At 73.7% G+C, this 16,729-nt stretch carries 19 protein-coding genes; 8 read left to right on the top strand and 11 right to left on the bottom strand.

Going from position 1 to position 16,729, the window contains the following annotated elements; translation table 11 throughout:
* Positions 1 to 8: 8 nt before the first annotated feature.
* The 4 genes from ACBJ32_RS33210 to ACBJ32_RS33195 all read right to left on the bottom strand — a co-directional run bounded on the left by ACBJ32_RS33210 (position 9) and on the right by ACBJ32_RS33195 (position 2,136).
* Positions 9 to 353: a hypothetical protein gene (locus tag ACBJ32_RS33210; RefSeq protein WP_357884668.1), complete on the bottom strand. Its 345-nt coding sequence runs from the start codon at positions 351 to 353 to the stop codon at positions 9 to 11.
* On the bottom strand, positions 350 to 721 hold the full coding sequence (locus ACBJ32_RS33205; RefSeq protein ID WP_357884670.1) for a YbaB/EbfC family nucleoid-associated protein: 372 nt from the start codon (positions 719 to 721) through the stop codon (positions 350 to 352). The genes ACBJ32_RS33210 and ACBJ32_RS33205 overlap by 4 nt, the downstream gene beginning before the upstream one ends.
* Before the next feature lie 123 nt (positions 722 to 844).
* Positions 845 to 1,252, bottom strand: coding sequence for a hypothetical protein (locus ACBJ32_RS33200; protein ID WP_375130104.1), 408 nt, complete (start codon positions 1,250 to 1,252; stop codon positions 845 to 847).
* Positions 1,252 to 2,136 (bottom strand): SseB family protein, encoded by an 885-nt coding sequence (locus ACBJ32_RS33195; RefSeq protein ID WP_375130103.1) that lies wholly within the window; start codon positions 2,134 to 2,136, stop codon positions 1,252 to 1,254. Before ACBJ32_RS33195 ends, ACBJ32_RS33200 begins: the two co-directional genes overlap by 1 nt.
* An 83-nt stretch (positions 2,137 to 2,219) precedes the next feature.
* On the opposite strand from ACBJ32_RS33195, the gene ACBJ32_RS33190 reads away from it, so the two are divergent.
* On the top strand, positions 2,220 to 2,609 hold the full coding sequence (locus ACBJ32_RS33190; protein WP_375130102.1) for an anti-sigma factor antagonist: 390 nt from the start codon (positions 2,220 to 2,222) through the stop codon (positions 2,607 to 2,609).
* Position 2,610: 1 nt separating this feature from the next.
* Here ACBJ32_RS33190 and ACBJ32_RS33185 read toward each other — a convergent pair whose 3' ends face one another.
* The 5 genes from ACBJ32_RS33185 to ACBJ32_RS33165 all read right to left on the bottom strand — a co-directional run bounded on the left by ACBJ32_RS33185 (position 2,611) and on the right by ACBJ32_RS33165 (position 9,778).
* Complete coding sequence (locus ACBJ32_RS33185) at positions 2,611 to 3,606, bottom strand: hypothetical protein (protein ID WP_375130101.1); 996 nt, start codon at positions 3,604 to 3,606, stop codon at positions 2,611 to 2,613.
* Positions 3,603 to 6,290, bottom strand: a complete 2,688-nt coding sequence (locus ACBJ32_RS33180) for an AAA family ATPase (RefSeq protein WP_375130100.1) — start codon at positions 6,288 to 6,290, stop codon at positions 3,603 to 3,605. The genes ACBJ32_RS33185 and ACBJ32_RS33180 overlap by 4 nt, the downstream gene beginning before the upstream one ends.
* Positions 6,290 to 7,441: an exonuclease SbcCD subunit D gene (locus tag ACBJ32_RS33175; RefSeq protein WP_375130099.1), complete on the bottom strand. Its 1,152-nt coding sequence runs from the start codon at positions 7,439 to 7,441 to the stop codon at positions 6,290 to 6,292. The genes ACBJ32_RS33180 and ACBJ32_RS33175 overlap by 1 nt, the downstream gene beginning before the upstream one ends.
* A gap of 12 nt (positions 7,442 to 7,453) precedes the next feature.
* Positions 7,454 to 9,226 (bottom strand): ATP-binding protein, encoded by a 1,773-nt coding sequence (locus ACBJ32_RS33170; protein WP_375130098.1) that lies wholly within the window; start codon positions 9,224 to 9,226, stop codon positions 7,454 to 7,456.
* Positions 9,227 to 9,304: 78 nt separating this feature from the next.
* Positions 9,305 to 9,778, bottom strand: a complete 474-nt coding sequence (locus ACBJ32_RS33165; RefSeq protein WP_375130097.1) for a MarR family winged helix-turn-helix transcriptional regulator — start codon at positions 9,776 to 9,778, stop codon at positions 9,305 to 9,307.
* Between the two features lie 108 nt (positions 9,779 to 9,886).
* Here ACBJ32_RS33165 and ACBJ32_RS33160 point away from each other — a divergent pair, with 108 nt between their 5' ends.
* Positions 9,887 to 10,441: a quercetin 2,3-dioxygenase gene (locus ACBJ32_RS33160; RefSeq protein ID WP_375130096.1), complete on the top strand. Its 555-nt coding sequence runs from the start codon at positions 9,887 to 9,889 to the stop codon at positions 10,439 to 10,441.
* On the opposite strand, the gene ACBJ32_RS33155 is transcribed toward ACBJ32_RS33160, so the two are convergent.
* On the bottom strand, positions 10,423 to 10,554 hold the full coding sequence (locus ACBJ32_RS33155; RefSeq protein ID WP_375130095.1) for a hypothetical protein: 132 nt from the start codon (positions 10,552 to 10,554) through the stop codon (positions 10,423 to 10,425). The genes ACBJ32_RS33160 and ACBJ32_RS33155 overlap by 19 nt on opposite strands.
* 362 nt (positions 10,555 to 10,916) lie before the next feature.
* Here ACBJ32_RS33155 and ACBJ32_RS33150 point away from each other — a divergent pair, with 362 nt between their 5' ends.
* From ACBJ32_RS33150 to ACBJ32_RS33125, 6 genes are all read left to right on the top strand, one after another.
* The gene (locus tag ACBJ32_RS33150) at positions 10,917 to 11,276 is read left to right on the top strand and encodes an alpha/beta hydrolase family protein (protein ID WP_375130292.1); all 360 of its coding nucleotides are present in this window, start codon (positions 10,917 to 10,919) and stop codon (positions 11,274 to 11,276) included.
* A gap of 144 nt (positions 11,277 to 11,420) precedes the next feature.
* Positions 11,421 to 12,623 (top strand): cytochrome P450, encoded by a 1,203-nt coding sequence (locus ACBJ32_RS33145; RefSeq protein WP_375130094.1) that lies wholly within the window; start codon positions 11,421 to 11,423, stop codon positions 12,621 to 12,623.
* Positions 12,620 to 13,291: a TetR/AcrR family transcriptional regulator gene (locus ACBJ32_RS33140; RefSeq protein ID WP_375130093.1), complete on the top strand. Its 672-nt coding sequence runs from the start codon at positions 12,620 to 12,622 to the stop codon at positions 13,289 to 13,291. The genes ACBJ32_RS33145 and ACBJ32_RS33140 overlap by 4 nt, the downstream gene beginning before the upstream one ends.
* Before the next feature lie 61 nt (positions 13,292 to 13,352).
* Positions 13,353 to 14,585 carry a cytochrome P450 gene (locus ACBJ32_RS33135; RefSeq protein WP_375130092.1) on the top strand — a complete coding sequence of 411 codons (1,233 nt, stop codon included), beginning with the start codon at positions 13,353 to 13,355 and terminating at the stop codon, positions 14,583 to 14,585.
* Positions 14,579 to 15,235 (top strand): TetR/AcrR family transcriptional regulator, encoded by a 657-nt coding sequence (locus ACBJ32_RS33130; RefSeq protein WP_375130091.1) that lies wholly within the window; start codon positions 14,579 to 14,581, stop codon positions 15,233 to 15,235. The genes ACBJ32_RS33135 and ACBJ32_RS33130 overlap by 7 nt, the downstream gene beginning before the upstream one ends.
* Positions 15,235 to 15,411: a hypothetical protein gene (locus ACBJ32_RS33125; protein WP_375130090.1), complete on the top strand. Its 177-nt coding sequence runs from the start codon at positions 15,235 to 15,237 to the stop codon at positions 15,409 to 15,411. The genes ACBJ32_RS33130 and ACBJ32_RS33125 overlap by 1 nt, the downstream gene beginning before the upstream one ends.
* On the opposite strand, the gene ACBJ32_RS33120 is transcribed toward ACBJ32_RS33125, so the two are convergent.
* The gene (locus ACBJ32_RS33120; RefSeq protein WP_375130089.1) at positions 15,402 to 16,607 is read right to left on the bottom strand and encodes a TetR/AcrR family transcriptional regulator; all 1,206 of its coding nucleotides are present in this window, start codon (positions 16,605 to 16,607) and stop codon (positions 15,402 to 15,404) included. The genes ACBJ32_RS33125 and ACBJ32_RS33120 overlap by 10 nt on opposite strands.
* Between the last annotated feature and the right edge of the window lie 122 nt (positions 16,608 to 16,729).

The raw sequence follows: 16,729 nt of genomic DNA, 5'->3' as shown, positions 1-16,729 counted from the left end.
GGCTCTGCTCAGACTTCGCGCGTCATGCGCGTGAGATCGTGGTCGATGTCGGCGTCGGTCTGCCGGGTGTTGTCGATGGCGTGGCGCAGCCGGTCGCCGGCGTCCACGATCTCCTCGGCCAGCCGCTTGCACTGGTTGATCATCTCGGTGGGCCCGCCGTCGCGCAGGTGCGCCTGGTGGAAGGCGTCGCCTTCCGCGCCGACGCCCCACGGCATCGCGGCCAGGCACTTCTCGACCTCACCGACCAGCTTGGGCAGCGTCCGGCTGACCTCCTCGGCGTTCGTTGACCAGGCGGTCATGCCGCGGTCCACGACCGATCTGGCGATGAACGCGCCGTCCCAGCGCTCGTTCACCGGCCACCTCCCATGTCGTTGGCGAGCCAGGCCATGACGGTCTCGACGTCGCCGTCGAGGTGTGCCTTGAACTGGTCGGCGGGGATCACCCGCTCGAAGATCTCGATGACGCGCTGCTGGGCCGCCTCGGCGGCCTTGCGCGCGGTGTCGGCGATGGTGTCGGCCAGGGCGCGCGCGTCGGGGCGCCGGTAGATGCGCGGGTCGAGGTCGAGACGGATCAGCTCGCCGCGCGCGCCGACGGTGACCGAGACCAGGCCGTCGCGGGAGGTCTCGGTGGCCTGGACGGCCTTAGCCTTGGCGTGCAACTCCAGCCCCTCGTCCTGGAGCCGGTTGAACATCTCGCGCAGCTCGTCCGCGTACGCCCGCATCGCCGCCACATCCGGCCGCTCCGGTGACCCCATAACCCCCTCGCGACATTCGTCCGTTGTTACGACACACCTGCCTTACTGGTCAGTTTCCGTCACATGAACACCAGGTATCAAGGTCTTAGCCTAAAAGTGATGATTTTCGGCGGTGATCGGCACGATCTCCTCGCGCAGTTCCATCACCTCCGGCCGGGGCGCCCAGGCCCGCCACACGCCGCGCTCCACCCGCTCCAGCCCCAGCTCGCGGGCGGTGATCGCGGATCCGCCGAGGTATTCGAGCAGCAGCAGACCGTCCCGTTCGTCATGCACGTGGAACCACTCGCCACGCCAGCGGCACACGACGGTCACGAAGTGCAGCCAGTCGCACTCGGTCACCGGGACGGTGCGCACGTGACAGCCCGGCTCGACCTCCTCGAAGCCGTCCAGAGGCTCGCCACTGCGCAGGCGTACCCACAGCTCCAGGGCATGCGGCTCCGGGCTGGCCGGGTAGTCGGCGCCGCGCCAGCGGGCGCGGTAGAAGTGCCAGGACGTCACTAGCGCCTCCCGATCAGCAGCCAGCGCCGCAGGTCGCCGTGGTAGATGGCCCGGCGGTGCTCGGTGCCCTCGTGGGTGAGCTCCCAGATCTCGGCGCCGTGGGGCAGGCCGACCCCGTACACCTTGTACTCGCGGACGACGTGGTCGACGCTGGGCACCAGCCCCATGCCGACGAACGGCGGCTCCTCGACCACCCAGCCCGCCACGGCGTCCCTGCCCTGCTCGCCGGTTCCCCCGTACGGCGTGTGGTAGAGCTCCAGCCCGACGGGACGCCAGCGCAGGATGTTCAGCGACCCGCTCTCGGTCAGCAGGTCGGGGCACCCCAGGACGCCGGCGAGCAGCGCAGGCGTGGCGATGTGCGAGACGTCGAGCGCGTGGTGGCAGTAGCCGGACACCCTCGGCTCGCCCGTGGACAGCAGCTGCGGGATCTCACCGGCCGGCAGCAGCTTCTGCACCACCGGCACCCCGGAGCCGGGGGCGAGCCGGAGGTCCTGCACCATGGTGGGCACGGCCAGGCGGGCGACCGTACCGGGATCCAGCAGGAACGACACCCGCATCCCCGGGTTGACCGCCAGCCCCCAGCTCAGGTCGGGCCAGCCCGCGGCCAGCTCGGGCAGCGAGGCGATCCGGCAGTGGGTCGCCGCCCCGCCGGAGGCCAGCGTCATCGCCTCGACGGAGGTGAAGGCCATCAGCCAGGTCCGCTCGGCGTCGGCGATCGTCGCCCAGGCGGGCGGCTCCGTGCCCGCCGCCGCGGCGGCGGTGATCGGCAGCGCGAGGTCGGCCTCGCGCAGCAGGCTCAGGCACAACGCCTGCCGCCCGTCCCGGTGCGCGGCCCACAGCCGCTCCTCGAACGGGCCGGCCGGTGGTTGATCATCGGCAGTCATTCGCCCATTTTGTCCTCTTCGCCAGGTACGTAGTGACGAGGGAGGGTTGCTCCCCGTTCTCATCGGGCCGACGATGGAGGCCCATGACCGGACAGAGCGATCCCGCCCGGCGGTTCACCGTCTCGATCGGCCTGCACGGAAACCTGATCGTGGCCCATGCCGGCGGCGACCTCGACTACCGTTGCGCCGACCTGCTGCACCGGCAGGTCGCGGACGCCTGGCAGGTCGCTCCCTCCGTGGGTCTGGTGCTGGACCTGGGCGGCCTGACGTTCTGCGACTCCACGGGGGTGGGCGTGCTGGTGCTGCTGCTGAACCAGAGCCGCGCGCAGCGCTCCCCGCTGGTCCTGTCGAACGTGCCCGCCCGGGTGGAGCGGATCCTGTCGCTCAGCGGTCTGCTCGAGTCCTTCCACGTCGAGCCGTCGGTGGAGGCGGCCATCCAGGCGGCCGACCCCCGGCACGGCTTCGGCGGGTGAGTCACCTCACGGGCACCGGCGGGCGCGGCGCCGTCCGTTCCTGCCGGGCGGCGGCGGCACGCAGGGCACGGTAGAGCACGCGGGCGTCGCCCAGCCGGTGGCGCAGCAGCCGCTCCAGGCCGCCGATGGGGACGAGGCTCTGCGGGGCCCGGGGGTCCTTGTAGCCGACGCCCGCCAGGGGCGGCAGGGCGTGGGTGACCGAGTCGGCCAGCCGTACCAGGGCGTCCAGGTGCAGGTCGGCGCTCGCCTCGCAGCGTACGACGCCTGCCCAGGGCATGCCGGCGGGCGCGGGCAGCCGCACGTACCAGGCGTGGCGGCGCCAGCTCGTGCCCATGAGGAAGACCGGGGTGCGCTCGCCGGGCCGCAGCTGCGACACGGTGGCGGCCTGCGGCGCCGGCAGGTAGGCCGTGTGGTGGGTCTTGATGTAGCCGACGGTGCGCGGCAGGTGCGTACGCCCCCGCAGCGGGCCGTCCACCAGCAGCAGGTCGTCCTCGTCCGACTCTGCCCGGTGCCGGATCGCCAGGTCCACCTCCAGCTGGGCGAGATGGCTCTGGAGCGCCAGGACCAGGTCGTCCATGCCGGAGCGCGGGGCGCGGCGGGCGCGGTAGCCGCCGGCGGCGGTCACGATGTCGGTCGCGTCCGGCGACGCGCTGAACAGGGACCGGCTCACCTCCACGGCGACCGGCTCGGCGGGGATGCCGGGGACGCAGCGGACGATCCCGGCGGCGCAGGACGCGGCGATCCCCGGCATCGGTCCGCCGTCGCCGGGCGCGGACGTCCACACGCGGGCGTCGATCCGGCGGACCCCGTCGGCGATCAGCAGGACCTCGGGCGGCGGGGTGGCGGGGTCGGGCGCGATCGGACGCCACGCGGCGGCGGGCAGCTCGACGTCCAGGTCGAGCTGCGCGCTCGTGGCGTCCAGCTCGGCCAGCGCCTCGAGATGAATAGCGGCTGTGTAGCCGGGATCCCACGGGTCCACCGTGAAGGCGGTTGTCATGCGGTCGCCCTGTGCAGGTGTGATCCTTTGGCGTCACGGCGGACCTCGAAGCGCACCGGGATGCGGTCGGCCAGCGCGGGCACGTGGGTGACCACGCCCACCATGCGCTCGCGCCCGCCGGCCAGGCGTTCGAGGGTGGCGGCGACCGTGTCCAGGGTGGCCGGGTCGAGGCTGCCGAAGCCCTCGTCCAGGAAGAGCGAGTCGAGGCTGCGCGCCGCCGTCGCCGACAGCCCCGCCACCTGGTCGGACAGGGCCAGGGCCAGGGCGAGCGCCGCCTGGAACGTCTCGCCGCCCGACAGGGTGCGCGCGTTGCGCCGCATGCCCGCCTCGGCGTGGTCGATGACCTCGATCTCGTTCCTGGCGCCGAGTGCCAGCTCGTACTGGCCGTCGGACAGCTCGCGCAGGGTGTCGGAGGCGGCGGTGACGAGCAGGTCGAGCGCCTCGGTGCAGAGCCAGCGCTCGAACGCGTCCGCGCGCAGGCACTGGGCCAGTTCCTTGGCCACCCGGGCCCGCTCCTCCTCGGCCGTGGCCCGCTCGGCGAGCTCCCTGGCGGTGGCGCGGTTCTCCCTGACCCTGGCCAGGTGCGCCTGCGCCTGCGCGATCGCCGCCGCCACGAGCTCCCCGAGCCGCCCGGCCGCCTGCCCTGCGGTCACCTGCCCTGCAGCCGCGCTACCCGGCCCCGCCTTACCCGGACCGGCCTTACCTGGAGCGGCCGGCTCCGCGGCGGTTCCGGAGGCCTCCACGCCGTGTTCGGCGAGGCGGGCGACCACGGCGGACCAGAGCGTGCGCGCCCGGCGTTCGGCCTCGGCGACGCGTTCGTCCCGCTCCTCCAGCGCCGCGCGTTCCCGGTCGGCGGCGCCGGCGCGCCAGGCGAGCAGTGCTGTCCACGCGTGGTGGAGGTCGTCGCGGTCCAGGGGCGGCGCGCCGAGCGGCACCACGGTGTCGCGGGCGGCCTCCAGGTCGCGCCAGAGCCGGTCGGTCCTGCCGGTCAGCTCCTCGGCGCGCCGCTTGGCCGTGGCGACCCGCGCCCGGGCGTCCCGCGCGGCCTGCCTGAGCTTGGCGGCACGCCGCTCCGCCGCCCGCACGGCCGCGAGCCGCCCCTCCAGGTCGTCGCGATCGACGCCGGCGAGCTGATCGGCCTGTCCATGCAGGCCGGGCTCCGCGAACGCCGCTCCCGCCGGGGCGGCCGGATCGGCAGTCGTGCGGGTGGCATGGTCGGCCAGCTCGCGGGCCGTGCGGGTGGCGCGGTCGGCCGGCTCACGGGCCGGATGGGCGGCATGGTCGGCCAGCTCACGGGCCGTGCGGGTGGCGCGGTCGGCCAGCTCGCGGGCCGTGCGTTCGAGGTGGCGGGTCTCCGCCTCCGCCTCCGTGCGGCGGGCGCGCGCCTGCTCCGCCTCCTTGCGGCACGCCTTGACGTGCCGCTCGGCCGCCCGCAGGTCCGCCGCCGCCGGGTGGTGCGGCAGCCGTTCGACGGGCCGCAGGCACGCGGGACACTCCTGGCCGACGACCAGGCGGCGGGCCAGCTCCGCCCCGGCGTGGGCGTCGCGCAGCCGGTCCCTGGCCTCCTCGGCGTCGGCGAGCGCGGCGTCGAGGGTGCGGGCGCGGGCGGCGAGCGGTTCGAGTTCGGCCCGCGTGCGGGCGGCCCGCTCCTCGACGGCCCGCAGCTCGGTGAGGGCGCGTTCGTGCTCTTCGACCGCTCTGAGCAGGTCCATCAGCACCTCGGGATCGTCCAGCGCGGCCAGCTCGTCCTCGGCCCGCTGCTCCTCCGCCTCGGCGGCCTCGGCGTCGCGGGCGTGGTCGCGCGCCTCCCCCGCAGCCGCGCGGACGTTCTCCGCCAGGGTGGGCACCTCCGGCGGCATGGCGAGGCGGCTCAGCGCGGTGACCCGCAGCCGGACGGCCTCCCGCTCCTCCGCCAGGCGGCGGATCTCCTCGGCCGAGTTCCTGAGGGCGTCCAGGTCGCCCCTGACCTGCTCGTCGAGAGCGCGTAGCGAGGCCAGCCGGGCCTCGGCCGCCCGTTCGGCGGGCTCGTCGGCGTCGGTGAGGCGGGCCAGCCGCTCGCGGGCGAACGTGGCGGCCTGCGCGGCGCCGCTCTCCTCCTGGACGGCCCGCTGCCTGACCCGCTCGTAGACGTCGGCGTCGAGCAGCTGCACCAGCAGGTCCTGCCGTTCGCGCGGCTGGGCGTGCAGGAACTCGGCGAACCTGCCCTGCGGCAGCACCACGCACTGGGTGAAGAACTTGTACTCCAGGCCGGTGATCCGCTGGACCTCGGCGGTGACGGCGGCGCCCTCCGCGACCGGCCGGGCGACGGCGCTCATCAGCTCGTCCAGCCCGGCCGTCGCCGGGACGGACGGCACGAGCTCCTCCAGCCGGGCCTCGGCGGTGTGCACCTTGCCCTTGGCGTCCCGCTTGAGCGCGCGGACCACGGCGTACCTGCGGCCGCCGGTCTCGAAGACCAGCGCCACCTTGGCGGCGACGGCGGACGGGGCCAGGGCGTGGGCGATGACGTTCTCCTTGCCCCAGCGCGGCACGGTGCCGTACAGGGCGAAGCAGATGGCGTCGATCAGCGTGCTCTTGCCCGCGCCGGTCGGTCCGACGAGGACGAAGTAGTCGACGTCGGAGAAGTCGACCGTGACGGGCTCGCGGAAGCTGCCGAAGTCGTCCAGGTGCAGTCTCAGCGGGCGCATCAGCCGGTCACCTCCTCGTGGAGCCGATCGAACAGGGCGGCGACCTGGTCGTTGTCGCGTCCGGCGCCGGACAGGTAGTCGCGGAACAGCTCGCGCGGGCCCCGCGCGGCGCCGGGCGACGGGGTGCGGCGGGGGTCGCGTACGGGCTGGAAGCGCTCGTGCACGGTCACCTCCAGCGCCGTGGGCAGGATCTCGCGCACGGTCTCGGCCAGCCCTGGCCGGGGCTTCTCCGCCACGATCACCCGCAGCCACGTCTCGGTGAGATCGGCGGCCATGGCCTCCAGCTCCTCCAGCGTGCCCGTCCTGGTGGCCAGGGCGCGGGCGGCGGAGAGCGCCGCCTCGCGCACCACGGCCGGGCGGCCGGGCTCGACGGTGACGAGCAGCGCGCCCGGCGTGTTGTCCTCCTCACCGAAGTCGACGGCGAGGGGCGAGCCGCTGTACCAGATGGGGCAGGGGCCGGGGATCTGCTGGCGCCGGTGCAGGTGGCCGAGGGCGGCGTACTGGGTGGTGGCGGGGAAGACGGTGGGCTCGAAGTAGTAGGAGAAGATCGACTGGGCGCGGCGCTCGCCGCCGCCGAACCGGCCGCTGGGGAGCGTGCCGTGGGTGGTGACGAGGTTGACGGTGCCGGCCTCGAAGCCGGCGGTGAGCGCCTGGACGAGCTCGGCGACGCGGGCGGCGTAGTCGCGGTTGTGCTCGGCGGGGGTGCCGGCGAGCACGTCGGCGGCGCGTACGACGTACCGGTGCGACAGGAACGGCAGCGCGGCCAGCCGCACCGGCTCGCCCGAGCGGGCCGTGAAGGAGAGCGTGCCGCCCTGGTCGGGGCGGCGGAACGTGCCGACGACGTGGATGCCGAGCTTGCCGAGTATCGGCCGGTACACCTCCAGGAGTTGCGGGTTGTCGTGGTTGCCTGCCAGCACCACGACGTCGCGGCCACCCTCGCGCAGCGCGAGCACCGCGTTCAGCACCAGCGCCTGCGCCTCGGGGGTGGGGGCGGAGGTGTCGAAGAGGTCTCCCGCCACGATGACGGCGTCCACGTCCTCCTCGCGGGCCAGCGTGACGAGCTCGCGCAGCACCGCGCGGTGCTCGTCGGTGCGGGAGCGGCCCTTCAGTACCTTGCCGACGTGCCAGTCGGCGGTGTGCAGGATCTTCACAGCGAAGCGTCCTTAAAAGGGAGGGATGTCGTCGTCGGCGCCGGGCAGGCCGGCGAAGGGATCGGCGCCTCGCGAGGCGATGGCGGGCGCTTGCGCCGCCTCGGCCGGGCGGGTGGCCCAGGCGGGGAACGGGAAGGTGACCGCGAGCGGCACGGGGATCTCCGGCTGGGTCACGAACATCGTGCCCGGCCGGGCGATCGTGGCACGTTCCCTGGTGGTGGCGGGGAGCCAGCCGTACTCGGGGCGGGTGGCCTCGGCCGGGTCGAGGCGGCCGGCGACGCGGACCGCGCAGTTGGCCACGATGCGGCGCTCGACCTCGGAGGCCGTCTGCTGGGCGCCGATGAGGATCACGCCCAGGGATCGGCCGCGCTCGGCCACGTCGAGCAGGATCTCCTTGATGGGCGACTCGCCCTCGCGGGGCGCGTACTTGTTCAGCTCGTCCAGCACCACGAACAGCAGCGGCCTGGCCGTGCCGGCGCTCTCCTTGCGGGAGAACTCGCCGCGCAGCGTCACGCCGACGACGAACCGCTGGGCCCGCTCCGGCAGGTTGTGCAGGTCCACGATGGACACCTGGGCGTCGGAGGTGCCGATCGAGTGCGGCCTGCCGCCGGGCAGGTCTCCGCGGACGATCGGCGACAGCGGCCGCACGGCGCTGCGCAGCCGCCGCAGGAACGCGTTCACGGTGCCGAGCGGGGTGGGCGCGCCCGTCCACGTGGCGCGGGCGCCCTCGTCGGAGAGCTGCCCGGCGACGAAGTCGACCAGGTCGGCGAACGTGCGGCAGACCGGGCCCGCCTCGCCGTCGGGGCGGCGCACGCGGACCGCACCCCCGTCGCCGGCCGGCTCGGCCCAGGACTGCAGGCGGGCCGCGACCTGGCCGACGAGCAGCGAGTACTGGGCCCGCTCGTCGTCGGCGTCGGTGAAGGCGAACCGCAACAGCTCCTCGGCGCAGAACTCCGCCAGCGTCCAGTAGTAGGCGCTGACCGCCCGGGTCCTGGCCTGGACGTTGGGCACGCCGTTGGGGTCGCCGGGGCGGGGCGGGGCGAAGACGTGGACGCTGCCGAAGGGGGCGGCGGGCAGGCCGAGACGGTCGTACTGGGCGCGGGCGGCGGCGTCGAGGCGGGTGTTGGCGTGGTCGAGGAAGAGCAGGTCCTCGCCTTTGACGGAAAAGATCAGCGCTTTGGTGTTGGCGGCCTCCGCGCCCAGCACTCCCGAGTTGAAAATGGAATACAGCAGGAATGTGGCGAACGACGTCTTCGTCGCCACTCCGGAAACGCCGGAGATCGACACGTGCGCGCCGCGGGTGCCGTCGAGAAAATCGAAATTCACGTACATCGGCCGGCCGTCGCGGCCCAGCCCCATGGGAATGCGCCGGTCCATGACGTCGAAGTAGAGCGCCTGGTCGCGGTCGCCGGCCTGCGCGCGGTAGGCGAGCGCGCCGGGCAGCGGCGGGACGAACACCTCCGGCTCGACCCTGGTGACGCGCACCTCGGCGCATTCGACGACGGCGGCGGGCAGCGCGCCGTCGGCGATGAGGAACACGTCGGAGGCGAACGCGGCCCCCTCGTGCCTGGCCTCGACCGCCGAGACCACCCCGGCGACCAGCACCGGCCCGAAGCCGGGTGTGTCGCGCCTGGTCACCACCACGTCGTCGAGCTGGACGACGCGGCCGGGCTCGAGGCCGACCCAGAACGACAGAGGCGAGGCGGCCTGAGTGCCGAGGACCCGGCCGATCGCGTCTCCCGACGCGGCGGCCCCTTCAGCCACCACCTCCGCCTTTTCGATCACAAGTGCGCTCCCGCCCCGGGGGTTTCTCTTCGTCCTTCCGCTGAATCCTAACTATCGGGAAAAAGTTCCTCGTACCGTTCAATTGATCGTTTCCGGCATTTGCCCGCCGGGCGGAGCGGTCACGAGCGGCGGATCTCCCCAGGGCGTTTCGAGTGCCGCGCGCAGGGCCGTGGCCGCCGTTTCGCCGAGGCGGCGCGCCAGGACGTCCTCCATGACGGCGATGCAGCGCTGGGCCAGTTCGTGCGCCCGCCGCCCCTCGGCGGTGGTGCGGATCAGCCGGGCGCGCGCGGAGGACGGGTCGGGCACCTGCTCCATGAGGCCCGCGTCGATGAGGCCGTGCACGGCCTGGTGAGCGCTCTGCCGGGTGACCCCCATGCGCCGGGCCAGCTCGGACACCGTGGTGCCCGCGTCGTCGAGCGTGGCGAACACCCAGGCCTGCGCGATGGTCAGCGGGCGCTCGCCCGCGGCCTCCATGCTGGCCAGGAGCCCTTCGTCGAACCAGCGCTTGGCCTCGGCCAGGTGCTGCGGCAGGTTGCGGGCGGGCTGGGTCATGTCTGTGTGCGGTCCAAGTCCTCGTCGGTACGGCGCCTTGCCAAAGTCTCCCACCCCTCCTAGTGTCAGGCCGCCTGACAATACCGCCTCACCTGGAGGTTTCCCCGCATGACCATGGAATACGCCACCGCCTACCGCACCCGCTCCCCCATCCCGCCGGACCCCGGCAGGCCGTACTTCGTCGAGAAGGGCATGGGCGACCGGGCCCATCTGTTCGGCGACCTGATCACGGTCTACGCGGGCGGCGAGCAGACCGAGAACACCTTCAACTTCTTCACCTGCGAGGGCCCCAAGGGCAAGATCATCCCCGCGCACCTGCACGCGGACACGTACGAGGTGTTCTTCGTCACCCAGGGCGCGGTGCGGCTGTTCGTCGAGGACCTGGAAGGGCAGCAGCAGGAGAAGCTGCTGACCTCGGGCGACTTCGGGTTCGTGCCCAAGAATTGCCCGCACGCCTACCGCATCGAGCGCCACCACAGCCAGATCGTCGGCGTGGCGGCGGGGCCTGGCGGCACGTTCGAGCGCTTCTTCGAGTCGCTCGGCACGCCCACCGACGAGCTCGGCCTGCCTGCCGCGCCGTACGTGCCGGCGCCCGAGAGGTTCGGCACCGTGCCGCAGCGCTACGACGTGCGCTTCCTGCCCGATCACGAGTGGCGCGCGTGACCGTGCCGTTGCTCGGGGCCCTGCTCGCCGGCGTCCTGGTCGGAGCCCTGTACGCGGCGCTTGTGCTGGCAGCAGTCGGCGTCGGCGCGGCCCCGGCCCATGATCGAGTTCATCTTCGACACCGCCCGGTCGGTCACCGACCTGCTGTTCGCGGGCACGCTGGAGCGCCATCCGGGGCTGCGGGTGATCGTGCCGCACTGCGGGGGCGCGCTCCCGGTGCTCGCCGACCGGATCAACGGGTTCACGCGGCTGTTCGCGCCGGGCGACCGGCAGGCTCCGGACGCGGTCGCGCAGTTGCGGCGGCTCTACTACGACACCGCGGGGCCGGCCTTCCCGCGCCGGCTCCCCGCGCTGCTGAGCCTGGCCGACCCCGCCGTGCTGCCCCTCCCCCACCCCGCCTTCCCCGCGCCCGGGGGGCGGCTGCTGCGCGGCGCCGTCTACGGCGTGCCCGGCGGAGGGCGGCCGCTGGAGCTCGATCTCTGGCTGCCCGAGGAGGCCGCGGAGCCGCTGCCGGTCGTGGTCTTCGTGCACGGCGGCGCGTGGCGTACCGGCCTGCGCGACGATCCGGGGCCGCACCCCGGCCGCACCCCGGCCGCCGACCCCGCAGGCCCCGCCGTTCCTGCTCCTGCACGGCGCAGGCGACACGCTCATCCCCTGCGACCAGTCCGTACGGCTAGCCACCGCCCTGCGGCAGGCCGGCGTGCCCGCCGAGCTGCATCTCGTCGAGCAGGCGGACCACCTGTGGGTCGGCGCGGACGAGGCGGCCGTCGAGGAGTGCTTCGCCCGCACCCTGGCCTTCGCCGCGGCCCGTGCCCACCTCGGCCCGAGGCCCTGACCCAACGCCTGCAGCGCTAGATCAGGCTGAGCCCCTGCCCCTCGCCGCGACCAAGCCCCCACGGCGAAATCCGGCCGAGACCCTGGCCTTACTAAGGCGACCGCCTTAAAGTTGGGGCGAGTTGTCAATGACCTGGGGGCCGCGATGACCTTGCCGGACTATCCCTTCGACCGTGACGCCACGCTGGAGCCGCCCCGCGAGTGGGCCGACCTGCGCGACCGCTGCCCGGTCGCGCCCGTGCGGCTGCCCAGCGGCGACACCGCCCGGCTGCTCACCCGCTACGACGACGTGCGCACCGCGCTCACCGACCCGCGCTTCCACCGCGGCGGCCCCGGCGCCGCCCGGGTCGCGACCACCCAGGACGGCGGCATCTTCAACCGCGCCGCGTCGGGCACCGACATGCGGGAGGGCGAGGGTCACCTGCGGTGGCGGCGGCTGCTCGGCCGCTCTTTCACCATCAAGAAGATGGAGGCCTGGCGGCCCCGCGTGCAGGCGATGACCGACGAGCTCGTCGACGACCTGCTCGCGTCGGGCTCCCCGGCCGACCTGTCGGCCCGGCTCGCCCTGCCGCTGCCGGTCCGCGTCATCTGCGCCCTGGTCGGCGCGCCCAGCGGGGACCAGGACAGGTTCGCCCACTGGTCGCAGGTCATGCTCACGCTGACCCGCTACGGCCAGGAGGAGGTGGAGCAGGCCTACCGCGAGTTCGACTCCTACGTCTCCGACCTGGTGGCCGCCAGGCGCGCCGACCCGGGCGACGACCTGCTGAGCGAGCTGACCCAGATCTCCGACAGCGAGGACGGCCGGCTCAGCCACCAGGAGCTCATCGCGACCGTGCGGGCTCTGCTGCTGGCCGGCCACGAGACCACCTCCAACATGATCGCCATCATGGCGGCGATGCTGCTGTCGGAGCGCGAGCGCTACCAGGCGGTGATCGACGACCCGGCGCTCGTCCAGGGCACCGTGGAGGAGGTCCTGCGCCTGGACACCACGCTCAGCGTGATCGGCTTCCCCCGGGTCGCGGCCGAGGACGCCGATCTCGGCGGCGCGCGGGTGCCGGCCGGGTCCACCGTCATCCCGTGCCGCCCCGCCGCCAACCGGGACCCGCGCAGGTTCGACGAGCCCGAGCGGTTCGACCCGCGCCGGCCCAACGCCGCCCAGCACCTGTCGTTCGGCGCGGGCGCGCACTACTGCCTGGGCCAGCCGCTGGCCCGCCTGGAGCTGCAGGTCGTGCTCGGCACGCTCACCCGCCGCCTGCCCACCCTCGCCCTGCGCGACGGCGTGGACGGCCTGCGCCTGCGCAAGGGGCTGCTGTCCGGCGGCCTGGAGAACGTCTGGGTCACCTGGTGACCGCGCCCCGGGTGGCGGCGGCGCGCTCGCTCGTGGCCAGGAGCCTGATCATGGACACGGCGGAGCGGCTGTACGCCACCCGGGGGCTCGCCGCGGTGTCCCTGCGGCAGATCGGCGAGGCCGCTGGGCAGCGCAACAAGTCCGCGGTGCAGTACCACTTCTCCGGCCGGGACGACCTCATCAAGGCGATCCTGGCCGAGCACGCCGAGGCGATCGAGCGGCACCGGCTGGCGATGACGGCCCGGCTCGGCGATCCGGAACGCCTGCCGCTGCGGGAGCGGATCGGCTGCATCGTGCTGCCGCGCATCGAGCACCACATCGAGCTCGGCGTGCCCTCCTGGTACGGGCGGTTCCTCGCCCAGGTCACGGTGGAGCCGGCGCTGCGCGAGTACGCCGTGCGTGCGCACCTGGACACGCCGTCGCTGCGCCGCCTGCACGACGCCGGCGCCGCCGCGGGCCGCTTCACCGCCCGCGGGAAGGACATGACGCGCCAGCTCATCGTGCACATGTCGGCCGAGCTGGAGATGGAGCTGGCGCGGGAGCAGCCGGACGCCGGCGTCGCCGCCACGGCCTGGCGCCGGCTCGGCGACGACCTGGTCACGGCGATCAGCGGGCTCGCCGGCGCGCTGGAAGCAACGGCCAGAGCGCCGGCGCGGCGTGGCCGCTGAGCGCGCCCTCGGCCCGCACTTCTGATCAAGTCGATTGACTTAATTAAGCGGGTTGGCTTAGATGTGCGCAACCTACTTCTCTGGAGGCCACGTGACCGTCGAGCCGGTTCCGCACTACCCGTTCGCCAACCCCACCGCACTGGAGCCGCCGCGGGAGTGGGCCGAGCTTCGCGACGGCTGCCCGATCGCCCCGATCCGGCTGGCCAGCGGTGACCAGGCGCTGTTGCTGACCCGCTACGACGACGTCAAGCAGGTCCTGTCCGACCCGCGCTTCACCCGCCAGCTCGACGCGCCGGACGCCGCCCGGGTGACCGCCAACGAGTCCGGCGGCGTGTTCGGCAGCGGCGGCAGCAGCATGAGCGGCGAGGAGCACCGGGCCTGGCGGCAGCTGGTGGGCAAGGCGTTCACCGCCAAGCGGGTCATGGCGATGCAGCCCAGGATCGAGGCCATGGCGGTGGAGCTGGTCGAGCGGATGGCGGCCGAGGGGGCGCCGGCCGACCTGGTGGGCAACGTGGGCTTCCCGCTGCCGGTGTGGGCCATCTGCGACCTGCTCGGGGTGCCCGACTCCGACCGCGAGAAGTTCGCGTACTGGTCGGACACCATGCTCAGCATGACGAGGTACGGCCAGGAGGAGATCGACACCGCCCAGGCCGAGTTCGACGGCTACCTCGTCGCGCTGGTGGCGGCCAAGCGGGCCGAGCCGGGCGACGACCTGATCAGCGAGCTGCTGGCGATGGTGGAGGGCCTGGACGGGCGGCTGACCGAGCAGCTCATGCTGGGCACCGCCAAGGGCCTGCTGGTGGCCGGGCACGAGACCACCGCCAACATGATCGGCAAGATGGTGGCGATGCTGCTCGCCGACCGCACGCGGTGGGAGGCGCTGCTGGCCGACCGCGCGCTGATCCGCACGGCGGCGGAGGAGGCGCTGCGCTTCGACGCCAACCCCGGATTCGGCATGCCCCGCTACCTCAGCGAGGAGGTCGAGGTCGCGGGCGAGAAGCTGCCGGGCGGCACCACCGTGATCTGCAGCATGGCCTCGGCCAACCGCGACGAGCGGCAGTTCGAGGGGGCCGGCGAGATGCGCCTGGACCGCTCGCCGAACCCGCACCTGGCCTTCGGCGCGGGCCCGCACTCCTGCATCGGCCAGGCGCTGGCCCGCACCGAGCTGCAGACCGTGCTGAAGGTGCTGCTCGACAAGCTGCCGGCGCTGGAGCTGGCCGTCCCCGCCGGCGAGCTGCGGCGCCGCGAGGGCCTCATCGTGGGCGGGCTGGAGCGGGTCCCGGTCCGGTGGTGAGCCCGGCCACCAGGGCCGAGCGGGCCCACGAGACCCGCGAGGCCATCCTCGACGCCGCCGAGCGCCTGTTCGCCGCGCACGGCGTCGGCGAGGTGTCCAACCGGCAGATCAGCGAGGCGGCCGGGCAGGGCAACCACTTCGCCGTCGGCTACCACTTCGGCACCAAGGCGGGCCTGGTGCGGGCGCTCGTCCGCCGCTACACCGCGGAGCTGGAGGAGCGGCGGCTGCGGCTGCTGGAGGAGATCGGCGGCTCGGGCGACCTGCGCGACTGGGTGTCCTGCCTGGTCCGGCCCGCCACCGGCCACCTCGACGCGCTCGGCGTGGCGAGCCGTCGGGCCCAGTGCATGGCGCAGATCAACACCGTGCCAGCCCTGCGGCAGATCGTCATCGACGAGTCCGCCGCCACCCCCTCCATGCGCGCCACCCTCGACGGCATGCTCCGCCTGCTGCCCGGCCTGCCCGAACAGGTACGCCAGGAGCGCGCCGGCATGTCCCGGCTGCTGCTGGTGCACGCGCTGGCCGAGCGGGAGCGCGCCCTGAACGAGGGCGGGCCGACTGCGAGCACCACCTGGGACGCCGCCGCGACCGGCCTCATCGACGCCCTGACCGGCCTCTGGCTGGCCCCCTCGACCACGAGAACGGATCACTGATGCGCGGACTGAACGGCAAGCGGATCGTCGTGGCCGGCGGCGCCGAGGCCACCGCCCAGCGGATCACCGCCGCCGGCGGCACCGCGGTCGCGGCGGCGTTCCCGCTGCCGGACGGCGCCGGGTGGGTCAACGGCCAGACGTGGTCGATCGACGGCGGCGGATCCCTTCACGACTGATCCGGCACCGGCAGTCCCGGCACTGGCAGTCCCAGCAGCGGCCGGAGCAGCGCGGCGGTGCGCGCCTCGGTCGCCGACGGGCCGGCGGAGCGGGCGAGGTCGCTCACGATGTTCAGCGCCGCGTGCGTTCTGAAGCGGATCCCGGACGGCCCCTCCCCGGGGCGGACCTGGGCGACCAGCCCGGTCCAGGTGTCGACGTGCCGCCGCTGGGCGGCGCGTAGCCGCCGCAGGTCGGCCGGGGGCAGGTTCTCGCTCTCCGAGAGATAGACGGCGGCCAGGTCGGCCTGGGCGAACGTGGTCCCGACGTAGGCGTCGATCAGCCGGCCCAGGGCCTGGGCCGGCGTGCCCGCATCGGCGAGCGCGGCGGCCGTCGTGTGCTCCAGGCGGCTGGTGGCCCGGTAGTACGCGGCGGCCAGCAGCTCGGCCTTGCTCGCGAAGTGCGTGTAGACGCTGGAGGCGTTGATGCCGGCGGCCTGGCCGATGTCGGAGATTCTCACCTGGTGGTAGCCGCGTTCGCGGAACAGCCGGATCGCCTCGGCGAGCAGCCGCTCGCGGCGGGGCAGCAGGGCGAACCGGTCCGGCTGGTGACCCCGCGGCGACGCCTCGGGCGGCGGCGGGGGCAGGTCGGCGCCGATGAGGACGGCGACGCAGTCGAGGAGCGTATGCTCGGCCTTGGCCCTGGACAGGCTCGCGCGGTGCGTGGCGGGGCTCGCGATCACGCTCAGCGTCGCGGAGATCAGCAGCGCGGCGTCCTGCCCGGCGAGCCCGGGGCGGGCCTGCAGCAGCAGCTCGCGCAGCGTGCGCACGGCGCCGTCGAACGGTGCCGCCAGCGCCGCCCGCTCCGCGGCCTCGAGATGGCGGCCTTCCCACTGGTAGAGCCGCGCCACGGCGCGCCTGTCCAGGGTGTAGCGGACCAGCGCCAGCAGGGCGGCGTGCAGCCGGTCGGCGGGGTCGGCCTCGTGGGCGCCGGAGCGCACGCACTCCGCGAAGCGCAGGCCCAGCTCCTTGACGGCCGCGGCGAGCACGGCCTGCTTGGTCGGGAAGTGCCGGTAGATCGCCGGGCCGGTGACGCCGATCTCCTGGGCGATGTCCTCGATGCCGACGTTGTGGTAGCCGCGGGCGCAGAACAGCTCCGCGGCGACGAGCGCGATCGTCCCCTTGCGGTCCCTGGGTCTGCGGCGCTGGGTGGTCGGCACCGTCCGAGTGTAGCGAGCCGTGCGGTGACCGGAGAATCGTCCTCTATCAGATCGTGACAATGCTTCTAGCTGGATAAATAAGAAAATAAGTAAGTAGTGATTCGGATGCATTGACAGTAGAA

The organism is Nonomuraea sp. GTA35, from assembly GCF_041950525.1.
Taxonomy (GTDB): Bacteria; Actinomycetota; Actinomycetes; order Streptosporangiales; family Streptosporangiaceae; genus Nonomuraea.
The sequence above is the reverse complement of the archived record's forward strand: the minus strand, read 5'-3'. Positions and strand labels throughout refer to the sequence as shown.

Bases quoted from the DNA above. Each gene is read 5' to 3' on its own strand.
- ACBJ32_RS33205 (WP_357884670.1), bottom strand. From the start codon at position 721: ATGCGGGCGTACGCGGACGAGCTGCGCGAGATGTTCAACCGGCTCCAG.
- ACBJ32_RS33195 (WP_375130103.1), bottom strand. From the start codon at position 2,136: ATGACTGCCGATGATCAACCACCGGCCGGCCCGTTCGAGGAGCGGCTG.
- ACBJ32_RS33190 (WP_375130102.1), top strand. From the start codon at position 2,220: ATGACCGGACAGAGCGATCCCGCCCGGCGGTTCACCGTCTCGATCGGC.
- ACBJ32_RS33185 (WP_375130101.1), bottom strand. From the start codon at position 3,606: ATGACAACCGCCTTCACGGTGGACCCGTGGGATCCCGGCTACACAGCC.
- ACBJ32_RS33180 (WP_375130100.1), bottom strand. From the start codon at position 6,290: ATGCGCCCGCTGAGACTGCACCTGGACGACTTCGGCAGCTTCCGCGAG.
- ACBJ32_RS33165 (WP_375130097.1), bottom strand. From the start codon at position 9,778: ATGACCCAGCCCGCCCGCAACCTGCCGCAGCACCTGGCCGAGGCCAAG.
- ACBJ32_RS33160 (WP_375130096.1), top strand. From the start codon at position 9,887: ATGACCATGGAATACGCCACCGCCTACCGCACCCGCTCCCCCATCCCG.
- ACBJ32_RS33155 (WP_375130095.1), bottom strand. From the start codon at position 10,554: ATGAACTCGATCATGGGCCGGGGCCGCGCCGACGCCGACTGCTGCCAG.
- ACBJ32_RS33145 (WP_375130094.1), top strand. From the start codon at position 11,421: ATGACCTTGCCGGACTATCCCTTCGACCGTGACGCCACGCTGGAGCCG.
- ACBJ32_RS33135 (WP_375130092.1), top strand. From the start codon at position 13,353: ATGTGCGCAACCTACTTCTCTGGAGGCCACGTGACCGTCGAGCCGGTT.
- ACBJ32_RS33125 (WP_375130090.1), top strand. From the start codon at position 15,235: ATGCGCGGACTGAACGGCAAGCGGATCGTCGTGGCCGGCGGCGCCGAG.